The following is a 25,907-nucleotide window of genomic DNA, read 5'->3' as shown; positions in this document are numbered from 1 at the left end:
GCTTCCGCCTACTCCATTCTCCCCAGCATAGCTGGGGGATTAGGCTTTTCATTCACGATACAGATGGACACAATCCTCATGCACACATTCTGCTTACCGTCCGTCCACTGAATGAAAACGGAACATGGCAGTATAAAACAGAAAAAGAATATCTCTGTATAAAAAATGGGGAAGAAAAAGGATTTACAGCTACTGAATTCAAAGCTGCACAAAAAGATGGCTGGGAAAAGCAATACAGATATAAAGTTGAAAAAAAGAAGATTTATATGACCGCATCTGACGCACAGGAAAAGGGCTATGACCGCATCGACAAGCATCCTAAAAGTAGCCGCTACGGCAGACAGAATCCTATTTCTGAACAATGGAACAGTGATGAGCAACTCTGTGTCTGGAGAGCAAACTGGGCAGATACTGTAAATGAAATGCTTGCCCGCAATCAGATAAATGCATCCATTGATCACCGTAGCTTTGCAGATCAGGGAATCACCGAACAGCCGACCATCCACGAAGGCTACATTGCCCAGAATATGGAAAAGAAAGGAATGATAGCTGACCGCTGTGAAATCAACCGTCAGATTCGTGCGGATAACAAAATGCTCCGAGAATTAAAAGCAAAGGTAGCAAAACTGGCTGAAGCTGTAGAAAAGTCTATTCCAATAATAGCTGAAACGTTAGAAGCAATCCGCAATCATATGATTTTTACACAGTATCATTTACTGCATAATGAGATGCAAAAAGAAGTGATCCATGACTGGATGAATCATTTTAATCCAATACTGAATAAATACAACACCGTTAAAAAGAAACTCAAAGCTAAAGTTACGGAACGGAAAGAACTGAATGTACAAAAGGATAAAACCAGTATTTTGAATCCCATCCAGCATATAAAATTAAATCAGCAGCTTACCACTATTACCGAAGAAATCGAAGAACTGAAATCAAGGAAAGAGCAGCTAATCTTCCAGGCAGAATGCTCTACCGATAAAGATATGACGAATCTATCCAAGAAATACGACCAGATGAATAACAATCTTGATATCCTAGATTCTCAGGACATCTCGCTCAAAAAACAGCTTGAAAAAGATGCCACCGCTTTCCGGGAAGAAAAATTCCGTCCTGAACCTGAACAGTATACAGAATTGCTGGACACCAGAATCCAGATACGTCCTGATTTCCGGGATAAGCTGATCGAGCAGCTCAAAGGTACTTTTGGTAAGTATTATGACTATCACCGCCGTGATATTGCCGCCAATGAGGTAGATTATCTCAATGTGGAAGATCCTAATGTCTTCTCCCATCGTGCATGGGAACTTGAACATCAGAGAAAACAAGAAATTAGAAGAAATCAACCTACTCGAGCTAAGAAAAAGTCACATGATATAGAATTGTAATCATCTAAAGTATTGTCCTGGCACCATAAATGGTGCCGAGACAATAAATAATATTCACACATTATTATTCTAATATTCCGCCTATTTACTTTAATTTGAAATCCAAGTCATAGTCTAGCATTTTCAATGCCTATGCTATCAACATTCTTTTCCTTCAATTAAATAGACGTTGTCTGCTAAAACAATCAAGATACAACGATTTTACTGTTCAATCTTTTTCTGTATGAAATGTTCAATAACATTATTGAACATAATGTCATCAAATTTTTCTCCGGAAAATACGTTATCACAAATTTCTATTAACCAATCGACATCTTTGAACGGAAGCTTGTTCTTCAATAAACGAAGCATTTCCGCAATGTTGGGCTGAATATCTTGCGTTTGATCTGCAAGATAGCACGCATCTTCTGGTTCCGTCAACAACTCCACAGATTTAGAATATATCCATAGTTCTTCTGCAATATCTCCTATTGGAAATTCATCGACATCGGTGACTTTTTTTTCAGGCAAATCATATTTTTCACTAAAGCAGTCAAGCATTTGTGCCGTCACATCCACAGGATATGGATGTAATAATTTATCAAGCGATGAATAATTTTCTGATTCAATTGCCTTCTTGACATCAACAAGCATCTGTCGAGGGAACTGTAAAGCAGCAGAATTTATTTCTTCAAACTCGTTAGCGGATAATATGACTAGATAATCAAAGGGAGCATCAGAAAATGCGATACAACCCAGAAGCCATTCGGTTAAATTGCTTTCCGATGCCATATCAAAATTATCAACTATAATTGGATAATAGCTCAACATATCAATGGTATAAATTTTATCAGGAAAATGAATCAAATACTTGGATTTTAATGCCAAAAATCCTTCTTCTGCGATTTTTCTTTCATCTCGACAATACCCATCATACCAATTCCTAATTTGATATTTATTAAAATACTTATTTGGCGAATGTGCCTGATAGTATCTACAGCACATTATTAGTCGCTCTATATTTTGCGTTTCCATAACACAAAGAACCATCTGTCTTTCCTGAAAACCAAAATCAATTGCAATTTCTGCAAAGTAATTCTGCATCGTTACAAGAGAACTTTGAGCTGTTATGAGGTTTACCATAGCCAATCTTTGTTTTTGTTCTTCCTTAGCAAGAAAACCCGCAAACTGATTCATAAAGTTTTGTATGCTTTGAAAGTATTTATTCTTTATTTTTCCTAATCTCTCAGGCACTGTAGCTTTTTCTTCAAAAGGACGATCTTCCTTAGGATATCGTTTTTCACCTGTGGTAATTAAGGCGAAGTCTTCACGAAGTTTATCTACTTCCCCTGCCAAGCCCCCTAATGTTTTTCCGCTAAGAAGTTTATAAATACAGGCACAGCACTTATCTGCAAGCAAACATATATGTTCTCTCACATCAAACCAGTAATTTAACCATTCTGTCACGGTATCAAATTCGTAATTGCTCATAATGGTCTTGTTCCATAGCGACGTAAGATTCTGATGAAACATGATTACAATGTTTCTAATGGACATTTCTTTATGTGCATCGTCGGGAACAGGATAAGCCGCGAGCAAATCAACTGTCGGCTTGAGTGCATCCGCGCAATACAAATCAAAAATAGGCAAGGCTTTACAAAGGAGTTTCAACCTTGAGACGCTCTGCTCATTTCCCGTTTTAATATTGTGCAATCGAAGGATATATTCAATGTGAATCGCATTTTTTTCGGAATCAATAAATACCCTATGTGATCTGGTCCACTGCTTGAGATACGTAAGAATACTCTTAAGATTTCGTTCCACAAATTCCATATATTTCTCTCTGTTCCCGCAGTAGGAGAGATACATCAGCGTAGAAATGCACTCCAGCGTCAATTTTTCCGGCTTGCTCCAAAGATCATCCAGAGAAAATCCGACCGATACATTCCACGCTGGATTGATGTTATAGATCCACTCAGAAATGGAGGCATAGGACATGATGTCCTTTATTCCGTCAAACCGAAGGGTGCACAGTTTCCTATATAGACAATCGCAGAAAACATAGACATACGTTTCCTGCAAACGGCAGGTGGGAATACGCTCCCGTAATCGGCAAAGATATTCTATATTCTTATTATCCGGAAATGTTTCCCGCATTTTGTCCAGCGTATCCATCGACACACCGAAATCCTCAAATACAGCAAAGGGGCACATTTCGGTCGATATAAGAAAAAGACCGCCGTGGGCATCTGCATCGTCAAACATAGCCCGATTGGAAAGGAAATACTGCATCACACTCCCTGAAAAAAGCCCCTGTATTGCAGAAGTATAGTTTGAAAGGTCTTTTTCATCCCATAGACTCTCGACCGCATCGCGGAAAAATGTCTCTTTGTTCAGGGTAAACTCCGGCAGATGAGAAAACAGTATCGATAGGTCCGCTTTGTCCGCCATTTTCATAACTGAAATGGCGGTATTGTCAATTGGCAGGAATTCATGCAGCCTCTCAACAACGTGCTTTGAACGAATTGGATGCAGCCCCTCAATATACCCGCTCTCTTCATTTACATGCACAAGGAACTCGGATTCCATACATTTTAAGAGCTCCCCAAAATCCGATCCAGAATCTTCTGATTGACTCGCATAAAGGTTGACAGCAGAAAGCCTGACTCCGCAAAGATCTGCAAAACATACTTTGCGCAGGATTTCACATTTTGCTTTGCCAGAAGATGATTGTCCTATTTCGGATATTTGTGAGGCTATTCTTTCTGATAACATCTCACCATGAGTAAGCAAGTAGACATACTCTATAAGTAGTTGCCTTTCTGCAATCTTATTCCATGCTCTTTGCCAGATTGTTATGCTTGGGTGAAGCTGCTTAGCCTCTCCGAATAGATTGAATATCTCTATTGCTTCCTTTTCTTCTAAAGCCGGCTTAATTACTTTCAAAGACTGAATATTGCTCAAGTCGCCACTATAATTATACCAATCCATCTCTCGCGATGTGATGAGCAACTTATAATGACAATGCAATTCGGATTGTAAGAGCTGAACAAGATAATTCCATTTGCTGAGATGGTTATCCAGATTGTCAATTAAGATAAGAATCTTTTCACCAAGCTGAATTCTTGCTTTGAAATATTGGACAATATTCCCAATTTCTTTTATCTCATCACACCATAGTAACTGATATGGTATATATTCATTTTGGAGAATATAAGCTGCCCGCAAAGCCAGCGTGGTTTTTCCTTGCCCACTAGAAGCTTTAATTACAGTAACCATGTTTTCGCAAATAGAATTAATAACATCTTTTTCTAAACTCGGTCGTTTGATTGGAAACCCACTTACTATATCTGCTGGTGTTGCTTTTTTCCCTTCGTAAAAACTACACCCTTCATCAATGCTAGGCTTAGAGTAGTCCAGTTTACGAATCCAACTATGAGCTGGATTTTGAGGACCCTTACTGATATCTATTTTGACAGATTGGATTTTGGAATCTAATTCTGCTTTGGTCACATAGGCCCGCTGCTCCATTTTTTCAAAGCAAAGAATTTTTATGCTATTTGCAAATAATGAAACATTGTCTGTGTTAATCTCATAAATTCTAATTAAGGTTTTTTCAATTTCAGTAGCAAGTATAGATTTTTCAATCTTCTCAAATGACAGATGTGAAATAAATTTATCGAAATCATAAACAGACCAATTCCAAGAAGGATTGTTTTTCTTGATATTTGAAATCACGCCAACCCAATAGGTGCGTGATTTTTCGTCTAACTTAGATGCAAATATCTTACTTAGATGGCCTTTTGCAACAGGAAAATCATAAACAAGCTTAAAAAATCTATTTTGATCCAGCAAATATGCTTCAAGAAAATTTTTGAGCACATCAGTTAAAAAGCTGGCATCCTGTTTGTTGACAGAATATTTCAACTGTATATGAGTAATATCATTACTACCATTTTTCTGCATGATACAATCAATATCTTCAATCCCCTCAAGCTGGAAAAAATTGCTTGGATTTGATGACGAAAGAATTAAATAACACGAATACAAAAATTGATATGAATACCCCCTGAGTGCAATTTGTCCGCCATCCCTAGAAATACTTAATTCCTGAATATTTGCTTTTGGAGCTGTAACCTTTTTGTTTTTCTTCTTTGTGCTTTTTCCCATATTTCTCCTTTCGTTCTCTTATTACATCTACACGTGCTCTAATCTGTACTTATCAAATTTTCCAATTCAGAATATCGAAAGATTCTATTTCTATTAGGAAGTTTAATGGCATTCATCAATTCCATTTTCTTGTAATGAATAAAACATTTTAGATACTATAATAAAAAATCCCGCTGCTTTAATAATACCATCTTCTTAACCCATTTTCTATATAATCTCTTCCAAACAGCGAAAAGCTCCCGAAGGAGCTTTCCATTACCTTAAATATACACTAATTCTTTTAACACAATCTCTTCCGCTGCATTCCGGATGTTATTTACAGCTCCAACCCACACCATCTGATCACGAGCTTTCAATTCTTCCGTAACGCCTTGCTTCTCCATCATCTGACGCACCAGAATATCCATTCTCTCCTGTGCTTCATCGTCCACAGTATTCAGATGTTCTGTCAATCTGTCTTCCAACATATACAGAGAATACATTGCCGAACGATGCTCTTTCAGATACGTTTTCCGAATCATTCCATATTTCCCATAATGCGGTTCTTCATCTGTACTGACAAGATTCGAATAGTAAATTCCGTCTGCGCCAAGTGTGTAGGTTCCACCCATTTTTTCAAATGTACTTTTCATGTGTTATTCCTCCTTGAAATCAGCGATGTCCTTAGATCATCGCAAAATATTTCAGGGCAGCCTTGATAGCATCTTCTTTCTTTTTCGGGCATTGTGGAACTCTTGCATTTTCTGATTTTGGAAGATTATAGTTTTCTCCCACTTCAATTCCACATTTGCGTTTTACCTGAGAAATATATAAACTTGAAACCTTCAAGCCAAATTCTTTCAGCACATAATCTTTGATTTCCTGATAGGTCGCTTTCGTCTCTGCACTGGTTGCATCCAGCTCATCTAAGTCTAAGTCGATCTCTATCGTGTCATCTGGTTTTTGTTGGGACAAAAGAACAACCGTCTCAACATGTTTCTCATTGGATAGGGAATTTTCTGTATCTTCATCATCAAAAAACATTGTGTCAACAAGCTTTCCATCAACATTTAATGGAATCTTGAACTGTACTGATTTCACCCAACGACCGTCTTTCTGCTTCTCTTCATAAATTTCCACTTTCTCAATCAACAGATTCATCATCAGCTTTTTATCACTGTCTGGCATATCGTCTATGTGGTCTAACATTTCATCAATAATTCTTTTATAGACCTCAGCCGACAGATTTTCACCCTGAGCATTTTCAATACTCAAATCATTCTGATACATCTGATTCTCTATTATAGCAATCTGTTCATTGATTTCCTGCACACCAGCTCTGTATGTCTTCATCAAATCATCGTATAATTCATCATCAATATCCAACCCATTGATTCTGCGTAATTGCTTTGATTTCTTTGAATCCAGCTTCTCATGTTCTTTCGTAAGACGTTCTTTTTCTTGTAATAATTCACTCAAAGAATCATCAGAACCCAGCTTTTTAAGAATCTGGTCTTTCATATCGTTTTCACCACAAAAAACATACTTCACAAGCTGTATGACCTCTGCATTGATTTCATCTTGTCTGATATGCTTCTTGTAGTCGCACAGATGCCCTGAGACCATTTTTCGATTCTTACAAAGATAATACCACATATCAGTGTAGAATTCGTCAGAACCCTTCTTTTTCTTACGATTTACCACACCATACATTGACGAACCACACACAGGACATTTTATAATTCCTGACAAGATATGTTCATGCAATAATGAATGTGTCTTCTCTCTCTTGAAAGCATTCTTCTTACGTTTCACTTGCACTCTGTACCATGTATCTTCATCAATGATTGCTTTGTGTTGCCCCTGATACAGCTTGTATGATTCTTTATCCTGCTTAACCACATGAAACTCATTTCTAGTACCGTCAATCTTTTCAGTTCTCCTACGTCCATACGAAATCTTTCCGCAATAGACAGGATTATCAAGCACATTCGTTACAAAATGAGCTGATATGTTAGGAACAGTTCCATTCTGTCTCACAGTCTTTGTGTATCCATTCTCATTAAGCCATTTTGCAACCGCATTTACGCCCATACCCTGTAAATACTTTTCATAAATCAATCGAATCAGCTTTGCTTCTTCTTCATCAACAACCAGCATCTTTGATTTCTGACCGTCTACATTGACCAATTTATATCCATATGGAGCAAAACCACCGTTCCAGAGTCCGTCACGTGCCTTTTGCTGTCTTCCAGCCATTGTCTGCTCTTTGATATTTTCACGCTCGATTTCAGCAACCGCCGCTAACACTGAAATCATCAGTTTTCCAGATGCACCAGCAGAATCTATATTGTCTTCAACACATAGTAGATTCACTCCGTAATCTTCCATATATTGCAGACTATTCAGTGTATCAGCTGTATTTCTACCGAAACGACTGAGCTTGAATACAAGTACATAATCAACATTATCTTTGCCAGATTTAATATCAGCAAGCATCTTACGAAATTCCGGTCTTCCAGCAACGTTTTTACCTGATTTTCCCTCATCTGAATATTCACCAACAATTCTCATTCCTCGATGACTTGCTTCTTTCCGTAGTCGTTCCTTTTGAGCTTCTAACGAATATCCATCAAGCTGTAATTCTGTTGATACTCTCGTATATATATAGCAATTCAACTTCCTTTTCGCCATTTTCCTACCCACTTTCTTAGGTTTAGTCAATATCGTGTTTCTATTATATATCAATGATACATTTCTTTCAACATTTTTCTACATGATTGAAAGCAAAGAAAAAGACACCTGATTTCCCAGATGCCATTTTATTTATAAATCAATCAATGTCATTTCAATTCACGCTCCCTGTACAGGGAGCGACCATTACTATAAATCAATGTCTGGAACTTTCCATAATTCTTCCATGTAATCTTTTAGTCTTCCAGACTGAACCGTTCTCAACAATTCTTCCATCTCTTCTTTTGCCTTGCTGTATTTTTTATGATAGTCCAGCCAGTCCTTGCCTGTCTCTACATGACCACATTCGATTTCATCCTCACAAATTTCTCCAAGAGTATTTCTTACATCCTCTAATGCTTTTTTCAACACATCAATTCTATCTCTGATTTGATAATCTAAATCACCATAGACATACAAATATTTTTTTGTATTTTCATTCATGTAAACGCCTCATTCTCTTACAAACTTCTATCTCCACGTTCATCTTGTTCATCAGACATATCAAAATATGTACCCTGCTGAATCTGTTCACGTTTCACTCTTGTTTCGTTAATTTTTGCCTGATATTTTCTATTCAGCATATCTGTATTTCTTGTCAGAACACCAATCATATCACTTGTAACTCTTTTACCTTTTTCATTCATTGATTCTTTCAAAATTTCCAAAACATTCTTTGCAACAGAAACAGGGGATTTATAAGATTGTACATCATCAATCAAAGAATCAAGAAGAACTAATTTTTTACCATATTCTGCTGATTTTTGAGCAACCTCATTTTCTTTTACATCAACTGAATTTTCTCTTTCAGAAACGCTTTTTTCACGTTGTGAAATAACACGTTGTTGAGCTTCCATCTTATCTTCTTTCATCTGAAAATCTTTTTCGTCCTGCTCCTGCTTCTTTTTCAATTTTTCTTCACGCTCATCAATTTCTGATTCCTTAATAAGAACATTCGATTCTCTAAGAATCAATTCAGAATTTTTCTCAGAAAATGCCATTTCTTTTTTGCGAACTTGTTCATCTCTGTCATTGATTTCTTTTGATTTTTCATCATTCAATGCTTTCTGTCGTTTGACACTATTTTCTCTCTGTTCCAGAGCAAATTCTCTTAATTGATTATCTGCAACTGCATCATTGACTTCCATTTGTAATTCTTTCAAATCCTGTCTTTCCGCAGCCATTTCTCTAAATTCTGAAACATCTGAACGCTTTCTATGCTCACCAGAATCAGGTGTTCTTTGAATTGCTTCATAGCCATATTCAAGTGCATCATTTATCATTTCTTCTTCAATGATTTCTTTGAATCTTTCATGCAACTGTACAATTCCATATTCAGATTCTTTTGTCTTTTTAAATCCCATCTGTTCAAGTGCTTTCACACTTGCAACTCTTGATTCCATACCCTTTTCATATCCTGTTGCTCTTAACACGTATGCAAGATGACCATGACCTGTTCCACATGGTTCATCTCCATGATATGTCGCACGAATGACAATTAAATGTTCAGGGTCTAATGTTGCAATTCTTTCAACTGCTTTATGAAGAATTCTTTTTGTTCTTTCTGTATTTTCACTTTTATTCAAATGTGAAATCGCATACTCCGATGCTTCTTTTTCATGTCCAGATTTTTTCAATGTTTTCCAATGTTCCATACCAAAATCTTTATCTGTCACACCATTGTCATCTTTATTTCCAATCTGTAAAACAACCTCTTGAATCGGTGTTTCTTTTTGCTTTCCTTTTCCATAGCAAAATGTTCCATCCACAACACCATCATAATAACTTTTCTGTCGTTCTGGGCTTGTAGATTCCGCACCCATTTTTCGTGATGGTCTTGTTTGCTTTGCGTTAAAATCATCCACTGAATCTTGAAAAATTTCATTAAATTTATCCGCATCTGTTGAATTCATATCGCCAATCCAAAACTCATTTCTTGAACTCAATTCAACATCTGCATTTGCCGATGTAGTCAGTCGCTGGTCGTGCCATTCTGCTGTATGACCCTGCGATGATGATACTGTCATTGTTTCAGCCATCTCGTCCATCTCCTTTCCTGTAATATATCCGCATCCGTATTTGTTTCCAACCTTGCCTCTGCCAAGGTTGCTCAATACAACCTTTGACGCTTCGCATCAAAGGTTTTCTTTCGCCAAAAGGGGCTGTCTGCCCCTTTCTGGACTTACCCCGACCCTGCGGGGCTTGAAAAAATGTTCTTTACTGATTCTGTCCGTAGAATGGATTTGTAACATTTTCTCTCTCCTGTTCAACTACATTTTCAACTGGAACAGATTCTTCCTGATGTGAAATTTGTGTCTGAACAGGTTCTGTTTTCTGCTCTGCATTTCTCGCTTTGCGATTTTCAAGAATGTGCTGATAAACTTCTTCCTCACGTTCATCAATTTCTTTCCAGAAGTTGATTTCTTTCTTCTGTCTTTTTACAGCAACATCTCTTTTTGCTTTCAGCTTTGCTTCAAATTCTTCATAAACTTTTCTTTCATCTTCACTCAGATAATTTAATAATTCATTTTCTTTTTTACTACGTTTGTTCATAAAAATTTACCTCAACTTTCTATCAAAAAAATTTGTAATAAAAAACGGTGAACAGAATCAAGAAACAATAAGTTTCCATCATCTGCTCACCGCTGCGTCTCTCACGTATTTTTATTTCAGAATACGCTTCTGCCAGAAGCTGTGCGTCCGTAAACAATTCGGTTTTCTACACCGTACTGCGTAGATATTTTTTCATATCGGACATTCTCTCGTGAACTTTTTTATTTAATTGTTCAATGTAAATATAACAGATTTCACTCCATGAAGATAGTCTTTATATCATTTTATTTTTACATTAACATATATTTAATAATTCAAAGTTTCCAATTATTTTTTCTGATATATTCATCTCCTTCTTCATGCGTTGTTCCATATAATTCCAATCTGGTTCTCCAGTAGATGTCGCAGGTAACTTAACTATCATTGTTTTTAAACTATCTTTTGTAGCTTTTACATCATAATTAAATAAATTCTCCATTGTTTTATTAAGAACCGCAATAATAAAACGAACATTATATATATTCAAATTATTATTTTTGAAAATACTTGTTGCACCGTGTCCATCTTTTAAATAAAATGGTTCATCAATACAAAAACTTAAATGATTATTTGAATGAATTATTATCGCAATATCTTTTTCTTTGTTATTCAGTAAAACTTCATCATCTAAATAAATATATGAAATAATACAGTTATTTTCACTCGATTGTCCCAAAAAAGGATACAAAACATCACTTTTTTGCGAATTATTTAACGCATAAATCGGACTGACTTCTTTCTGTGGTTGAATCTCAAACACTTCTCCAAAAACAAAATCCCTCCATTCCTTTATGTCAACAACGCTTTGCTTTTCTTTCACTTTCTTCAAATTCTCAATATTTATATCAACTTCATTCAGAATTTTCTGCATATATTTCTCCATATACGTATAATCTGGTTTTTCAGTATTTTTTACGATAGGTAACCAAATTATTTCATCAGCTATTGTCTGAGAATTTAATTGGTCTGAATAAGAATACTTGGTTAAAGCATTACGAATAACAGAAGCAATAAATAAACCTGATAATTCTGTTAATTCATCATTTCTTAACATTAAAATTGCCGAACCTGCACCACCTCTCCCCAAAAAATTTTCTTTTTGATAGAAGGCAGAACCATCCAATGGACTTACAGTAATACAATTTCCTAAATCTAATGCTTCATCTTCTTTAGGCATACACCATTTAACAATTCCATTGTTATAATTTCCAGAAGCTACAAAAGGTACATTTCCCTCAGTATACTTTGCTTGACTTCTCGCAATAGGTCTACTAATTTCAAACAACTCACCAATGACAAATTCTTTCCAATCGTTTGTATTAATCTTTTTCACTTCTTGTACCGCCTTTCTCCATCGAAATTGTTACGGTTTTATCATCCGCTTCAACTTTGCTTGAATACATGGCTTTATTCAACAATCTTTCTCCAAAATCTTTTGTGTCAATTCCTTTTTGAAACATAATATAATCCATTGCTGTTTTTCTAAAATCTTCTTCAAAAATTTCAAATGGTTTCTGTGGTATTTGATAAGATAAATGTTCTTCTGGATTTACCCACTGACATGTATCATCACCTGACTGTTTCATCACAATGTCAACCCATTTATCTTCAATAGTTGACCATTTATTATAAACGTCATGACGACCTTTATTCTTCACAGTCGCAAGACCGTCTGATTCCATCCAGCAGGCAAAAAATTCATTTTTATCTTGTGGAATTCCTGTTTCAAAAATAAAAATACTTGTAGTAACACCAACATTAAAAAATACATCTTCTGGCAATTTAATCACCTTACGCAATCTATGATGTTTTAAAATACGCTTCATTTGAGCCTTAGACGCTTTTTCTAACTTCTTATCCGGCAAAATGAACCCACACATTGTATGTGCCGGTACGTTATCAAGAACATTCTCAACAATCTTCATACAACCATATTTATTCTCATATGGTGGATTCATCAACACTTTAGTTACATTTTGTTTAGCAATCCATTTTCCAGAAGTTTCAGTTCTAGCATCCATCTGCTCCAAATTCGTTTTTCCATCTTTATGAATAAGCATGTTGGCACATGCCAATGCATAAATTTCACGGTCATACTCAATACCAAAAAGCTGAGAACTTTTAATTTCCTTTGCTTTGTCTGTTTGCAGACCACCAGCTTCTTGAATCATATTTGCCATTGCTTTTACAAGGAAACCACCAGAACCGCAACAAGCATCCAATACACGGTCATCTTTATTCACTTCAAGAATGCGATACATAAAATCTGTAATATGCTCAGGTGTAAAAATCTGTCCCGCTTCCGATTTTTTCTTATATCTGTTGAACTCATTGAAAAAGATACCCATAACATCTTCACCACGCCATGCATCTGAATTCAAACAATCACTAATATCAGAAACCCAATCAATAAATTGTCCAATCAAATCTTTTACTCTCTGCTGTTCCTTTGCATCCTCACTATCAACATTCAAATTCATTCTGATTTCTGAAAACACATCTGACAACAAAGAAAGTTTCTGATTCTGTCTCTTATCTCGCATAAGCTCTTTGTTTAAGCAATTAAGAATAGCATTATGAAATTCTGAATAATCCATGCCCTTAACCATAAGTGCATCATATCTCTTTGCAACCAATGCACATGCTGTAAAAATCATACGATGATACAGATTCTTAATTCCAAACTCAAAATGCAAACAATTATTGATTTTAGCAGTCAATTCATATATGTATTCTTTGTCAATATGTTCCTTATTGAACAAAGATATATAATACTCAAGGTTATGTAAAATATTAGAACCATTACCCTGAAATTCAATTTCACCTTTAAACACTCTTGTATCATCACCGTTATACAGGATTCCAACAACATTTCCATATTGTTCTTGTACGATTTTGACATTCTTCAAAACTTCATCTACCTGTTTATCGCCCAATGGGATATATGATGCTTTCGTTTCGAGAACAAGAGCTGTATCTGCATGATTATCAGGCAAATACCATCCATCCGGTTTATCAGCTATTCCCGCAAATCCTAGCTGATTGAATGCAGTCAACTGACCAACTCCAGACCTTACACCATCTTTATCTTTAAATCCGAGAATATCTCGTGCTTTATCACGCACAGCATCCTCTGTCAATTTCTTTGCCATGTGAATCTCTCCTTAGTATCATGATTTCATGAATTCATTAAAATCCTTGTAATTTCAAAAAATCCTCTGTAATTTTATTCAAAACATCTGTCATCTTTGTATCATTGGACAGACAATACATTTTCAATCTTTTTTTCATATCATTTGTCATATAGAACTGGGCAGGAACCATTTTCTGATTTCCATGATTTTTTGCAGATACAGATGTAGTTCCACCCTTTGCCTGTTCCAGACGTGATTCTTCCTCAACAGCTCGCTTTTGCTGACGAACTTTGAATCTATTTTCAGTCATATCTTAAAATCTCCTTTCTTAACTTTGTGGAAAATATGGATAACTCTACGAGTTACCCACATATCCCACAAAATCGGCTACTACTGCTAATTCAATTTTCATGATTTCATTCTATCATGATTTCATTAAAATTTCAATTTTAAGATTTTCCATACGCCATGTGTCAGCACGCTTGTAGCCAATGCAGCTGGAAGCCTTGGATTATATGCAACCACCGACTGATTTGCAAGCCTTGACTGTACAAACGCTTCACTTTGTGGCAGACAATAGATTGGCTCGTCTTTATGTTCTTCTTTGAAAAATTCCATAAATTCCTTTGTAGCCTTAAATCTATTTGTACCATTAACCACATACACAATAGGTGTATCTGGTGCATTACGCTTTACAAGGTCAATCGTTGTTTCCGTAGCTGGCATATCCGTCACACTTGGACGCATAGGAATAATAACCACATCCGCATCTTTGACCCATTCACCCATCTCACCTTGTAATGAACCCGGTGTATCAATAATTGATATATCCGCATTATCCATTTCAACAGGTTCATGCAGTGTACCGCCCTGACCGTCGAGGTCATAAAAGCAATACGGAACATTCTTGGCATCCAAAGCAAAAGCAAGTTCATCTGCAACCAATGTCTTACCAACACCACCCTTACGGTTGATAATCAATATGTTCTTCATGATTCATGCTCCTTTCATGATTTCATTTTTTCATGAAAACATTATATCATGATAATACAGTGAATTTCAAGCTGTTTTTCCCTACCCAAATACACATTTGAAATTGCTATCATGTTTCAATATGCTGTATTTGATTAAAAATAAGCCCGTGGTGAAGATTTTTTAGAAAATCGAGGGATTTTACAAGTTTGAGATTTTATGCTTGTGGTGACGTCATACGGTGTGTTAAACGATAGGTTTTGATTTGTTCTGCTGATTACATACAGAAAAAATAGATGATAGATGTTATTGACCATTGAAAATACAGAAGCAAAAAACGTAGCACGTTTCTTGCTACGCATAAATCCGTTGTCTCCCAACGCATCCAGCGTTTTGTAGCAGAAAACGTAGCAGACCGAAAAAACGGCTTGCTACGCATAAATCCATTGCTGGGTAAAGGATTTATGTGTTTTGTAGCACGTGTAGCACGTTTTCCAAAAAACATATATATAACATTTTTATTTTAGTCTACACTAAATACAAATCCATTGCGTATCAACACATTTATCCAAATTACACATAGTATCATAGTGATACAAAGTAAAATACACTTATAGATAACATCACAATGATACAAAGTAAAGCCCTTATAAATCAATGTTTTTAGGCTTTTTTATTTTTCACGTGTATATATCTTAAAAAAATGTGCTACATCTGCTACAAATAGATAAATCTGTTGTCTCCCAACACATTTCATGTATCATCAACATTTTTCTACATGCTACATTTTTTTGTAGGATTCGCTAAACCTGTTGTCTCCCAACAGATTTAGCGTAGCTGAAAACGTGCTACGTTTCTGCTACATTTCTCAAAAAATCACCTAAAAACAAAAAGTGATAGCACATTTTCTGTACTATCACTCTGTATTACACTCTAAAAATCCCTCTATAACTAACTTTCAATGCTGGACAACATTTTTTACTCAAATCATTTCCCTTGTAGGTCGGATGATACCAATCTTCCAGCTTGTATTCATCAATCAGCCATTCAGGTTTATCCATCATATTCTTAGGTCTGACAGCTTTTTTACTGTCAGGACAATCCCAGTCTGGATAATCTTTAAGCAGATTCAGAACATCTTTGATAAATACCTGTAATGATTTTACTTCCTGTTTTCCAACGTACTTTTTGTACCATTCTTTGTATAAATCATACAAGAATGTAAATGGAACTGAATATTACGGTGCGGCAGAGCCGCCTGTCCGGTCATCTTAGAGCCAGCCTTCCGGAGGCATAGAGCCACTATGATTTTGCTTGATTATTGGTTATTTGACAGAACAGTGCTTGTCAAGGCCGAAGCCGCATTAGCGGGGCGTTAGCAGCCTTTACAAGGGCTTTTCTGACAGATACTATTATCAAACCAAAATCAGAAAATTTGGCTGGCTCTCATTCTCTGGAATGGTGGCTCTCAGAGTCCGGACAGATGGCTCAGAAGCCCCCGGAATAATCATGGAACAAAATCCCACTGCAACTGTGGCATGATTTCAGCCATAAACTGACGTACCGGGTCATTGAACTCTTTATATTCTTCCAACGCATTCTTACATACTTCTGGTACATCAAACTCATAATAGTTCATGTTCAGAACCTTATACATCACATATTCTACGACTTCTTTACGTTTCAAATAATCATCCTTGATATATTTGCGTTCAGCTCCAGTAAAGCATTTTGTAAATGGGATGAAAAGCTGTCTTCTGTAGAATGAATCCGACTTATCTTTCACTCTTGGCATTTCATTCAGACACTGCACCATAAATCCTTTAAACTTAAAAGAAATCGGTGCTTTAAATTTACGATTAACCTGAATTGTATCACCTGTAATTACAGCCTTTAAATTCGCAGCCTTGTCAATATATGTACCGACATCGTTTTCATCAACAATAACAGATGTGGCTCTAATCAATGGTTCCAGCATGAAATCTTTACCGAAATCTTTCAATGGAATAGATGCATATCTTCCTTCGCCAACAAGCTGTCTCATCAATACACATAATGTACCTTTACCATTGTTACCAGATTCTGAATACATGAAACAAGCCTTATTCCATGATACATTTGGACGAATGATAGCACCTAAAATCTGCCAGAGAATTGTGACCACACCTTTGTCATCAGACAATGTGTTCATCCAGCTTTCCACATCCCAGTCTGTACCATCTTCGTCGTTATGAATCACCACATTTTTTGCATTTGGATTGTAATCTACTCTTGATTTTGAAGTGAACACTTTATCCGGTGTAAACGGCATTAAGGTCTTTGTATCAAAATCAAAGATTCCGTTATTGACAGCAATCAGATTCCGCTCACTACAGCGTTTCACTCTCGGAGCTTCCTCTCTCATGATATACATCATTTCCTGGAATTCTTTGTATGTAATTCTTCTCTTATAAAGTCTTGCAATACGACGGATTTCAGAATCCTTTGTTGTATAGATACCTTCATCCTCACCATCTTCCATGTATACTCCTAAGAGAGCACAATCTGCATCATCTTCAGATTCAGTTGTCTCAATCAATGCGATATAATGCACATGCAGCATAATATACGCAATCTGGTATGTTTCCAGCTCCATTGGAACCTTCCACTTCGCCCCTGCTGAGCAATCGAGTTATACATCGTAACTTCGTTTCTGCTGTTATCTAAAATATTTCCTTTAATTTCATCAGGTGTTGGCAACACTGGCTGTGCTAATGCATCGTTCACAGCATCTACTGTTGCATCATAAATTGTTTCTTCGTAAGTTCTAGCCATATATTAACACGTCCTTTCTCATGATTTCATGTTTTCATGAATCTTCTGTTTTTCTCTTGAAGTCACCAAGAAAATATGCTAATATATGAGCATAAATAATAAAAGAAAGAAGTTTTCATGATAACTTGCCTTTTCCTTGATGACTTCCTTGATAGCAACAGTGATGCCACTCACAGTTGCTATTTTTTTGTAATTTTACTTTTCAATATGTTTTTTCGCTTTAAGGAAATTTTCAAAAGCAATTCTATCAACCATAACTTTATTCTGTTTTCCTACTGTAATATAATCTTCAAATTCCCCACCCTTGACATATTTTCTAACTAAATCATAGCTGATGCCAGTATATCTACTAAGCTCTCTCTGGGTAAGAAATGTTCTTTCCTGAACAGGAATTGAATTTGTCCAACCTTTTTGCTTTGCCATCTTTATTCCTCCATTTTACTGTATTTCTTACGGTTTAATAAAAGTCTAGCACACTGAATTTCTAATTGCAATACTTTTCCTACCCAATTATGTGTCATTTACTTTTAACGTGTTGCCTAGCAACGCATCCAGCTCAAAAAATTTTTTTTCAGAACATCAAAAAAAAGAGAAAGCAGATGTTCTCCACTTTCTCTCATTCTGATTTTTTCTTATATCATTCTAAAATGCTTGAACGCTTCCAGAATCAATTTTTCTTTCTCAGCTGGACAGTTCGGTACTCTATGACCGTCAGCACCTTTATTATAATTTTCACGCTTCCCAAAGCCTAATTTGTCTTTTACTTGAGCAATGTATAGATTTGATACAGAAACATCATGTTGTTCCTTAATCCACTCTTTGATTTCTCTGTATGACGCTGAACCCTTAGCACTTTTCAGATACTCTGCATCTTTTGGTTCATAATCAACATGAGCATACTCAACATTCTTATCGTTGACTATTTTCCTACCCAAAAGGCAAACCGTCTCTACCGACACCGTGTTCGGGAACATGTCTACGGGGCAGACTTTCTTTAACTGGTAGCCGTGGGCGCAGAGGTACTTCAGGTCACGGGCCAGAGTGGCGCTATCGCAGCTTACGTAGACCACTCGGTCGGGCTGCATTTCGATGATGGTGGCAAGGAGGGTCTCGTCACAACCTTTGCGGGGCGGATCCACTACGATCACGTCGGCGCGCTCGCCTGTGCGAGCGTACTGCTCCGGCAAAACCTCTTCGGCTTTTCCTACAAAGAATTCTGTATTGGTAAATCCGTTCAGCTTGGCGTTTTCTTTGGCATTCTCAATAGCTGCAGGAATAATCTCCACGCCTCTTACCATCTTCGCCTTCTGTGCCAGGAACAGGGAAATGGTTCCGATTCCGCAGTAAAGATCCCATACGGTTTCATTACTGGTAAGGTCTGCGTATTCCAGTGCCTTTCCATAAAGCCGTCCCGTCTGGTAAGGATTTACCTGGAAAAAGGACAGCGGCGAAATCTGATAGGAAATCTCCCCAATCTTATCTGTAATGTAAGGCTTGCCCCAAAGCAGCCGCACTGTTTCCCCAAGGATCACGTTATTTCGCTTCTTATTCACATTCACCATCACACTTACAGTCTCCGGAATTTCCCGAAGGGATTTCACAAGAGCGTCCTCCCCCGGAAGCTCCTCCCCGTTGATGATCAGACAGACCATCATCTCATCTGTGAAAAAGCCGTAGCGGATCAGCACATGGCGCACCAGCCCTTTGCCTGTGTTCTCGTCATAGGGCTGGATATGGTACTTTTCCATGTGGGAGATCACACGGTCCAGCACCTCTTTATTCTGGGAAACTCCAAGAGCGCAGTCCCGGTTCTCAATAATGCTGTGAGTCCTTCCTGCATAAAATCCGGTAATAATTCTGCCGTCCTTTGATTTTCCCACAGGAAACTGGGCTTTATTTCGATAGTGGAAAGGCTGCTCCATTCCAAGGATCTCTTCCATGGGAATATCCGTAAAGCCGCCGATCCGTTCCAGATGTCCCCTTACCTTGTCGGCCTTGAATTCCAGCTGCTTCTCATAAGAAAGAGCCTGCAGCTGACAGCCTCCGCACTGTCTTGCAAAAGCACATTCTGGCTCCACACGGTTTGGTGAGGGTGTAAGGATCTCCTCCAGCCTGCCATATCCGTAATTTTTCTTCGCTTTCATGATCTTTGCGCGAACTGTGTCTCCGATTACCGCATCCTTGACAAAAACGGTGAAGCCATCAGCCTTTCCGATACCTTCACCGTCAATTCCGCAATCTTCAATCTTTAACGTAACAATATCATTCTTACGATACTCCATAAAGATTACCATTCTCCTGTCTTTCTTAAGTTAGATTCAAACAATCTGTTATATCCAAGCCATTCCTTCTTGCTCTTGTCTGCCGCAAAAATCTCGGTAAGGGTCTCCATGCGGGCGTCTGTATTATCTGCAAGGTTTAAGGCAACCGCCTCTACCATAGCAGGCTTCTTCGGGGAACCGTATTCCAGTTCGCCGTGATGGGCCAGAATGCAGTGTACCAGCTGGTTCTCAAGATCTTGCGGAAAATCCGGGATCTCCTTAGCCAGATCATGGATCATCTGTGCTCCGATAATAATATGTCCAAGAAGCTGTCCTTCATCTGTGTAGTCATTCATCGGAAAAGAAGAAAGCTCCCTTGTCTTGCCCACATCATGCAGAAGAGCGGCTGTGATCAGCAAATCACGCTTGATCATCGGATAAGCACCTGCCATATAATCACAAAGTCTGGCAACGCTTAAGGTATGCTCCATCAGACCGCCCATAAAACCGTGGTGCACAGTCTTGGCTGCAGAATGCTCCTCAAAGGATTTCAAAAATTCCTGATCCTCCACAAACAGCTTCTTCAGAAGGGTATTCAGATACCCATTCTTCACGGTACCGATCATAGCCGTCAGCTGTGCGTACATATCATCCGTGCTGTTCTCACTTACCGGAAGGTAATCTGCCGGATTGTATTCGCCCTCGCCTGCCTTGCGCACGCGCTTGATATTCAGCTGCATGGCACCTGCAAAGCTAGTCACATCTCCCATGACCTCAATATAATCCAGTGCATCAAAATCGTCGATTCCAAGGGAATTGGGATCCCAGATCTTGCCGTCCATCACTCCGGTTTTATCCTGAAGAATAATATTTTCATAGGGCTTTCCGTTCTTGGTCACAGCCGGCTGCTTCTGCTTGCACAGGTAAATGCCGCTGATCCGGTCACCCTCATGTAACTCGTTCAAAAAACGCATATAATCTCTTTCCTAACCTTTCTAAACACATATACCTCTAAATCATGCTCTGCGCACAGGCGCTCACAATAAAGAATCCGAATCTTTTATAGCATACCAAATATTTATGAACATTTTATGAATTTCTTCCCACTTTTTCCTTTTCAAGCGGGGATAAATCATGTACAATAGGTGTTGCAGCAAAGCTGCCCGCAGAGAGCACATTTCTGATGCTGCCTCTGTGAACAGCGTAAAGAGCAGTATATTTGCGTTACTGTTCACTCTGTGCCCAGTAACATATTTACAGGAGAAATTATGAATCAAAAAGCTTTAAAATCACTTGAATATTACAAGATCATCGACCAGCTGGCCGAGAAGGCTTCTTCCCCTATGGGAAAAGACCTGTGCAAACACCTTCTCCCATCTGAAGATGTTTATGAGATCCGTCATATGCAGACCCAGACAAGAGATGCCCTCACCCGCCTTTTCCAGAAGGGAAACATTTCCTTTGGAAGCGTGAAGGATGTGCGGGGCTCCCTGAAGCGCCTGGAGATCGGAAGCTCTCTGGGAATTTCCGAGCTGCTTGCCATTGCCGGACTTCTTGAAAATACCAACCGTGTCAAAGCATATTCCCGCAACGAGCGCGGAGATGCCAGAGAGGATTCCCTTGACGGCATGTTCGAGAGCCTGGAGCCGCTGACTCCTCTCTCCTCTGAGATCCGCCGCTGCATCCTTTCCCAGGATGAGATCAGCGATGACGCCAGCAGCGGACTGATGCATGTGCGCCGCAGCATGAAAATTGCCAACGACCGCATTCACACACAGCTTGCCTCCCTGGTAAACGGCAGCGCCCGCAATTACCTGCAGGATTCTGTGATCACCATGCGAAACGGCCGCTACTGTATTCCAGTCAAGGCAGAATACAAAGGACAGGTTCCCGGCATGATCCACGACCAGTCCTCCACAGGCTCCACCTTATTTATTGAGCCTCTTGCCATCGTCAAGCTGAACAACGACATCCGCGAACTGGAGCTGGAAGAACAGAAAGAAATCGAAGCAGTCCTTGCCGCCTTGAGTGAGCAAACCGCACAGAACGTGGATGCCATCCGTGCAGACCTGGAGATCATGATCCAGCTGGACTTTATTTTTGCCAGAGCCGGACTTGCCATGGATATGAATGCCACTGAACCTATTTTTAATACAGAAAAAAGAATCCGCCTGAAACAGGCACGCCACCCTCTGATTCCGAAGAAACAGGCAGTTCCCATTGACATTCGTCTGGGCGAGGATTTCGATCTGCTTGTGGTAACCGGACCGAACACCGGCGGTAAAACCGTTTCCCTGAAAACCGTGGGACTTCTCACACTGATGGGACAGGCTGGCCTTCACATTCCGGCCCTTGACCGCTCCGAACTTTCTGTTTTCCGTGAAGTTTACGCGGACATCGGGGATGAACAGAGCATTGAGCAGTCCTTAAGTACCTTCTCCTCCCACATGACCAATGTGGTGTCTTTCCTCGAGAAAGCAGATCAGGACTCTCTGGTACTTTTCGACGAGCTTGGTTCCGGTACGGATCCCACAGAGGGGGCCGCACTTGCCATTTCCATTCTCTCCTTCCTTCATGAGCAGGGAATCCGGGCCATGGCAACCACCCACTACAGCGAGCTGAAGGTTTACGCCCTTTCCACCAAAGGCGTGGAAAATGCCTGCTGTGAATTTGATGTAGAGACCTTGCGTCCCACTTACCGTCTGCTCATCGGAGTTCCTGGAAAGAGCAACGCATTTGCAATTTCCTCCAAGCTTGGTCTTCCTGATTTCATCATCGACCGTGCCAGAAAGCGCATCAGCAAAAAGGACGAATCCTTTGAGGATGTACTTGCTTCCCTGGAAAACAGCCGTGTGATCATTGAAAACGAACGTCAGGAGGTGGAGCGCTACAAGACAGAGATTGCAGCCCTAAAGCAGGAGCTGGAGTCCAAGCAGGAGAAGCTGGATGAGCGCAAGGAGCGTATTCTCCGGGAGGCCAACGAGGAGGCCCGCAAGATTCTTGCAGACACCAAGGAATACGCAGACCAGACTATGAAGATGTTCCACAAATTCCAGAAGGATCATGTGGACACCGCTGCCATAGAGAAAGAGCGCCAGAACCTGCGCGCCCGCATGAACAAAGCCGAAAAAGGCATGTCCATGAACACTGCAGTAAAGAAACCAAAGAAAGAGCTCAAGCCCAAGGATCTTTCCCTTGGAGATACGGTTCACGTACTGAGCATGAATCTGAAGGGAACCGTCAGCAGCCATCCGGATTCCAAAGGCTTCCTTTTTGTACAGATGGGAATCATCCGCTCCAAGGTACATATTTCCGACCTGGAGCTGGTAGACGAGCCGGTGATCAATACTCCCGGACTTTCCCGCACAGGCGCAGGCAAGATCCGCATGTCCAAATCCACCAGTGTCTCCACAGAAATCAATCTTCTTGGAAAAACTGTGGACGAGGCCGTGGCAGAGTTGGACAAATATCTGGATGACGCTTACCTTGCACACTTAAAAAGCGTCCGCATCGTACACGGAAAAGGAACCGGAGCCCTCAGAAAAGGCGTACACAATTATCTCCGCCGCCAGAAGCATGTGGCTGATTTCCACCTGGCTGAGTTCGGCGAAGGAGACGCAGGCGTTACTATTGTAGAGTTTAAGAAATAAAAGGAGAAGTTATGGTTGCTAAACAGAAAATCCTCATCGTAGATGATGACAATAACATTGCAGAGCTGATTTCTCTGTATCTTACCAAGGAATGCTTTGAAACCAAAATCGTAAATGACGGCGAGCTTGCACTGAAGGAATTCCAGACCTTCCGCCCGAACCTGATCCTTCTGGATCTGATGCTTCCGGGCATTGACGGCTATCAGGTATGCCGGGAAATCCGCCACACCTCTGATGTGCCCATTATCATGCTCTCCGCAAAAGGAGAAACCTTTGACAAGGTGCTTGGCCTGGAGCTTGGAGCTGATGATTACATTATCAAGCCTTTTGACTCCAAGGAACTGGTAGCCCGCGTCCGCGCCGTGCTCCGCCGCTTCCAGCCAAAGCCGACAGCCGTTGTCAGCGACGAAAAATGTGCATCCTACCCAGATCTTACCGTGAACCTTACCAACTACTCTGTTACCTACATGGGAAAACAGGTGGACATGCCGCCTAAGGAACTGGAGCTTCTTTATTTCCTGGCAGCCTCACCCAATCAGGTATTTACAAGAGAGCAGCTTCTGGACCATATCTGGGGCTATGAATATATTGGAGATACCAGAACCGTAGACGTGCACATCAAGCGTCTCCGTGAAAAGATCAAAGATCATCCAAGCTGGTCCATCTCCACAGTCTGGGGAATCGGATATAAATTCGAGGTGAAAAGCGAATGAGAAAAACAGTGCACAGCAAACTGATCGCCTGTTATATTCTCATCGGAATCATTGGTTTTCTTTTTGCCACAGCAGGAGGATCACATTTTGTGGAATCCTATCTGGAAGGTGAGGTAGGACACCGCTTATATGACGGTGCCACCCGCTTTGCTTCGGATGAGATTGCAAAGACGCAGATCACAGAAGCGGACAAAGAAGGCCTTCAGAAACTGGTGGATATTCTGGCTTCTGGGGAAGAAGCAGGCGTGCTGCTTTTTGATGAGAATGCTCATGTGCTGGTTCATTCCTCCAATATTGCTTCCCGAATGGCAGTTTTTGATGCAAAGTCCACTGAAACGGACTTTGCAGATGCAGATAAAGCAGCTATCAATGATAATATCTCCCCATTTGAGCTGGATTCTGAGCTTTGGGAATCAGCGGAATACCGAATCAGCAATTTTTACGGTTATTTCGACAGCCCGCAGTTAAACGTGGTAGCTCCCATAAAGGATTCTGAGAAAATCCTGGGATATGTGACCTATCATTATGACATGCAGCAGCTTTATCAGAAACGCAGTGGTCTTCTTGGAATCCTTCAGATGATTTTCTTTGGAGTATACGCACTTTGCGGACTTTTGCTTCTGTTCTACCAGAAATGGGTGCACATTCCCATGAAGCAGATCATTAAGGGGGCTTCGGAGTATGCAAACGGAGATCTGACCTACCGCATTCCGGTAAAGTCAGAGGACGAGCTGGGTTACCTTTCCAATACCCTAAATTACATGGCTGACAAGATCAACCAGAACGGGGAGTACCAGCGAACCTTTATCGCCAATGTTTCCCATGATTTCCGCTCTCCCCTTACTTCCATCAAGGGCTATGTGGAAGCGATTCTGGATGGTACCATTCCGCCGGAGATGCAGGACAAATACCTGAATATTATTTCCCATGAGGCAGACCGTCTGGAAAAACTGACCCGCAGTCTTCTGGTGTTGAACGATCTGGATCAGCGCAAACGGATGATGAACATCCGCCGTTTTGATATCAACGATGTGATCAAGAATACAGCCAATACCTTCGAGGGAACCTGCTCCCGGAAAAATATTGATCTGGAGCTTTTGCTGTCCGGCAAGGAACTGTTTGTGGAAGCGGATATGGAACAAATCCAGCAGGTACTGTACAACTTACTGGACAATGCTATTAAGTTCAGCAATGACAATTCTTCCATCAACATTGAGACAACTGTGAAGAATGGAAAGGTGTTCGTGTCTGTGAAGGATCACGGAGTGGGAATTCCAAAAGAAAGTCTTTCCAAAGTGTGGGATCGTTTTTATAAGACAGATACTTCCCGTGGAAAGGATAGAAAAGGAACCGGACTTGGACTTTCCATTGTAAAGGAAATCATCCGGGCACATAATCAGAATATTAATGTAATCAGTACAGAAGGGGTTGGAACAGAGTTTATCTTTACCCTGGAAAAAGCGAAGTGAGAAATTTGGGGATGGCAGAATCTGCCATCCCCTGTTTATTATTTCCAATT

19 protein-coding genes are annotated in these 25,907 nt (G+C 39.6%); 4 read left to right on the top strand and 15 right to left on the bottom strand.

All coding sequences use genetic code 11. From position 1 onward, the window contains the following. Positions 1 to 1,391 (top strand): MobA/MobL family protein (locus DWZ38_RS19490; protein ID WP_117854779.1); only part of this gene is annotated, 1,391 nt, incomplete at its 5' end. 201 nt (positions 1,392 to 1,592) lie between these two features. Here the strand turns inward: DWZ38_RS19490 and DWZ38_RS19485 are convergent. The 15 genes from DWZ38_RS19485 to DWZ38_RS19415 all read right to left on the bottom strand — a co-directional run bounded on the left by DWZ38_RS19485 (position 1,593) and on the right by DWZ38_RS19415 (position 20,999). Further along, positions 1,593 to 5,540 (bottom strand): hypothetical protein, encoded by a 3,948-nt coding sequence (locus tag DWZ38_RS19485; protein WP_117854776.1) that lies wholly within the window; start codon positions 5,538 to 5,540, stop codon positions 1,593 to 1,595. 260 nt (positions 5,541 to 5,800) lie between these two features. Continuing rightward, positions 5,801 to 6,172 (bottom strand): TnpV protein, encoded by a 372-nt coding sequence (locus tag DWZ38_RS19480; protein WP_117854774.1) that lies wholly within the window; start codon positions 6,170 to 6,172, stop codon positions 5,801 to 5,803. A 31-nt stretch (positions 6,173 to 6,203) separates the two neighbouring features. Continuing rightward, the gene (locus DWZ38_RS19475) at positions 6,204 to 8,213 is read right to left on the bottom strand and encodes a recombinase family protein (protein ID WP_117854771.1); all 2,010 of its coding nucleotides are present in this window, start codon (positions 8,211 to 8,213) and stop codon (positions 6,204 to 6,206) included. A gap of 189 nt (positions 8,214 to 8,402) precedes the next feature. Next, entirely contained in the window at positions 8,403 to 8,696 is a 294-nt protein-coding gene (locus DWZ38_RS19470; RefSeq protein ID WP_055249256.1) for a hypothetical protein, read from the bottom strand. Positions 8,697 to 8,713: 17 nt separating this feature from the next. Beyond that, on the bottom strand, positions 8,714 to 10,291 hold the full coding sequence (locus DWZ38_RS19465; protein ID WP_147343037.1) for a hypothetical protein: 1,578 nt from the start codon (positions 10,289 to 10,291) through the stop codon (positions 8,714 to 8,716). 178 nt (positions 10,292 to 10,469) lie between these two features. Beyond that, the gene (locus DWZ38_RS19460) at positions 10,470 to 10,805 is read right to left on the bottom strand and encodes a hypothetical protein (RefSeq protein ID WP_117854765.1); all 336 of its coding nucleotides are present in this window, start codon (positions 10,803 to 10,805) and stop codon (positions 10,470 to 10,472) included. Between the two features lie 295 nt (positions 10,806 to 11,100). Beyond that, positions 11,101 to 12,177 carry a restriction endonuclease subunit S gene (locus tag DWZ38_RS22390; RefSeq protein WP_178105385.1) on the bottom strand — a complete coding sequence of 359 codons (1,077 nt, stop codon included), beginning with the start codon at positions 12,175 to 12,177 and terminating at the stop codon, positions 11,101 to 11,103. After that, positions 12,164 to 13,996: an N-6 DNA methylase gene (locus DWZ38_RS19450; protein ID WP_117854762.1), complete on the bottom strand. Its 1,833-nt coding sequence runs from the start codon at positions 13,994 to 13,996 to the stop codon at positions 12,164 to 12,166. The genes DWZ38_RS22390 and DWZ38_RS19450 overlap by 14 nt, the downstream gene beginning before the upstream one ends. A gap of 37 nt (positions 13,997 to 14,033) precedes the next feature. After that, positions 14,034 to 14,288, bottom strand: a complete 255-nt coding sequence (locus tag DWZ38_RS19445) for a hypothetical protein (RefSeq protein ID WP_117854760.1) — start codon at positions 14,286 to 14,288, stop codon at positions 14,034 to 14,036. A 125-nt stretch (positions 14,289 to 14,413) separates the two neighbouring features. Continuing rightward, positions 14,414 to 14,971, bottom strand: coding sequence for a ParA family protein (locus DWZ38_RS19440; RefSeq protein ID WP_117854757.1), 558 nt, complete (start codon positions 14,969 to 14,971; stop codon positions 14,414 to 14,416). A gap of 905 nt (positions 14,972 to 15,876) precedes the next feature. Then, complete coding sequence (locus tag DWZ38_RS22535) at positions 15,877 to 16,167, bottom strand: hypothetical protein (protein WP_117854754.1); 291 nt, start codon at positions 16,165 to 16,167, stop codon at positions 15,877 to 15,879. Between the two features lie 290 nt (positions 16,168 to 16,457). Next, positions 16,458 to 17,585 (bottom strand): phage/plasmid primase, P4 family, encoded by a 1,128-nt coding sequence (locus DWZ38_RS19430; protein ID WP_117854751.1) that lies wholly within the window; start codon positions 17,583 to 17,585, stop codon positions 16,458 to 16,460. A gap of 374 nt (positions 17,586 to 17,959) precedes the next feature. After that, positions 17,960 to 18,187 carry a hypothetical protein gene (locus DWZ38_RS19425; protein WP_117854749.1) on the bottom strand — a complete coding sequence of 76 codons (228 nt, stop codon included), beginning with the start codon at positions 18,185 to 18,187 and terminating at the stop codon, positions 17,960 to 17,962. Between the two features lie 209 nt (positions 18,188 to 18,396). Beyond that, complete coding sequence (gene rlmD, locus DWZ38_RS19420) at positions 18,397 to 20,046, bottom strand: 23S rRNA (uracil(1939)-C(5))-methyltransferase RlmD (protein ID WP_117854794.1); 1,650 nt, start codon at positions 20,044 to 20,046, stop codon at positions 18,397 to 18,399. A gap of 5 nt (positions 20,047 to 20,051) precedes the next feature. Next, positions 20,052 to 20,999 carry an HD domain-containing protein gene (locus DWZ38_RS19415; RefSeq protein ID WP_117854746.1) on the bottom strand — a complete coding sequence of 316 codons (948 nt, stop codon included), beginning with the start codon at positions 20,997 to 20,999 and terminating at the stop codon, positions 20,052 to 20,054. Positions 21,000 to 21,293: 294 nt separating this feature from the next. Between DWZ38_RS19415 and DWZ38_RS19410 the strand changes: the two genes are divergently transcribed. From DWZ38_RS19410 to DWZ38_RS19400, 3 genes are read left to right on the top strand one after another with little or no spacing between them, the layout of a single operon-like run. Further along, positions 21,294 to 23,675: an endonuclease MutS2 gene (locus DWZ38_RS19410; RefSeq protein ID WP_021925192.1), complete on the top strand. Its 2,382-nt coding sequence runs from the start codon at positions 21,294 to 21,296 to the stop codon at positions 23,673 to 23,675. Between the two features lie 11 nt (positions 23,676 to 23,686). Then, on the top strand, positions 23,687 to 24,388 hold the full coding sequence (locus DWZ38_RS19405) for a response regulator transcription factor (RefSeq protein WP_021925193.1): 702 nt from the start codon (positions 23,687 to 23,689) through the stop codon (positions 24,386 to 24,388). Continuing rightward, a complete protein-coding gene (locus DWZ38_RS19400; RefSeq protein ID WP_117854744.1) occupies positions 24,385 to 25,857 on the top strand; it encodes a HAMP domain-containing sensor histidine kinase in 1,473 nt (490 codons plus the stop codon). The genes DWZ38_RS19405 and DWZ38_RS19400 overlap by 4 nt, the downstream gene beginning before the upstream one ends. Positions 25,858 to 25,907 lie beyond the last annotated feature (50 nt).

The organism is Ruminococcus sp. AF31-8BH (genome assembly GCF_003460605.1).
Taxonomy (GTDB): domain Bacteria; phylum Bacillota; class Clostridia; order Lachnospirales; family Lachnospiraceae; genus Blautia_A; species Blautia_A acetigignens.
The sequence above is the reverse complement of the archived record's forward strand: the minus strand, read 5'-3'. Positions and strand labels throughout refer to the sequence as shown.

Bases quoted from the DNA above. Each gene is read 5' to 3' on its own strand.
- DWZ38_RS19485 (WP_117854776.1), bottom strand. From the start codon at position 5,540: ATGGGAAAAAGCACAAAGAAGAAAAACAAAAAGGTTACAGCTCCAAAA.
- DWZ38_RS19480 (WP_117854774.1), bottom strand. From the start codon at position 6,172: ATGAAAAGTACATTTGAAAAAATGGGTGGAACCTACACACTTGGCGCA.
- DWZ38_RS19475 (WP_117854771.1), bottom strand. From the start codon at position 8,213: ATGGCGAAAAGGAAGTTGAATTGCTATATATATACGAGAGTATCAACA.
- DWZ38_RS19470 (WP_055249256.1), bottom strand. From the start codon at position 8,696: ATGAATGAAAATACAAAAAAATATTTGTATGTCTATGGTGATTTAGAT.
- DWZ38_RS19465 (WP_147343037.1), bottom strand. From the start codon at position 10,291: ATGGCTGAAACAATGACAGTATCATCATCGCAGGGTCATACAGCAGAA.
- DWZ38_RS19460 (WP_117854765.1), bottom strand. From the start codon at position 10,805: ATGAACAAACGTAGTAAAAAAGAAAATGAATTATTAAATTATCTGAGT.
- DWZ38_RS19450 (WP_117854762.1), bottom strand. From the start codon at position 13,996: ATGGCAAAGAAATTGACAGAGGATGCTGTGCGTGATAAAGCACGAGAT.
- DWZ38_RS19445 (WP_117854760.1), bottom strand. From the start codon at position 14,288: ATGACTGAAAATAGATTCAAAGTTCGTCAGCAAAAGCGAGCTGTTGAG.
- DWZ38_RS19440 (WP_117854757.1), bottom strand. From the start codon at position 14,971: ATGAAGAACATATTGATTATCAACCGTAAGGGTGGTGTTGGTAAGACA.
- DWZ38_RS19430 (WP_117854751.1), bottom strand. From the start codon at position 17,585: ATGGAGCTGGAAACATACCAGATTGCGTATATTATGCTGCATGTGCAT.
- DWZ38_RS19425 (WP_117854749.1), bottom strand. From the start codon at position 18,187: ATGGCAAAGCAAAAAGGTTGGACAAATTCAATTCCTGTTCAGGAAAGA.
- rlmD (WP_117854794.1), bottom strand. From the start codon at position 20,046: ATGGAGTATCGTAAGAATGATATTGTTACGTTAAAGATTGAAGATTGC.
- DWZ38_RS19415 (WP_117854746.1), bottom strand. From the start codon at position 20,999: ATGCGTTTTTTGAACGAGTTACATGAGGGTGACCGGATCAGCGGCATT.
- DWZ38_RS19410 (WP_021925192.1), top strand. From the start codon at position 21,294: ATGAATCAAAAAGCTTTAAAATCACTTGAATATTACAAGATCATCGAC.
- DWZ38_RS19405 (WP_021925193.1), top strand. From the start codon at position 23,687: ATGGTTGCTAAACAGAAAATCCTCATCGTAGATGATGACAATAACATT.
- DWZ38_RS19400 (WP_117854744.1), top strand. From the start codon at position 24,385: ATGAGAAAAACAGTGCACAGCAAACTGATCGCCTGTTATATTCTCATC.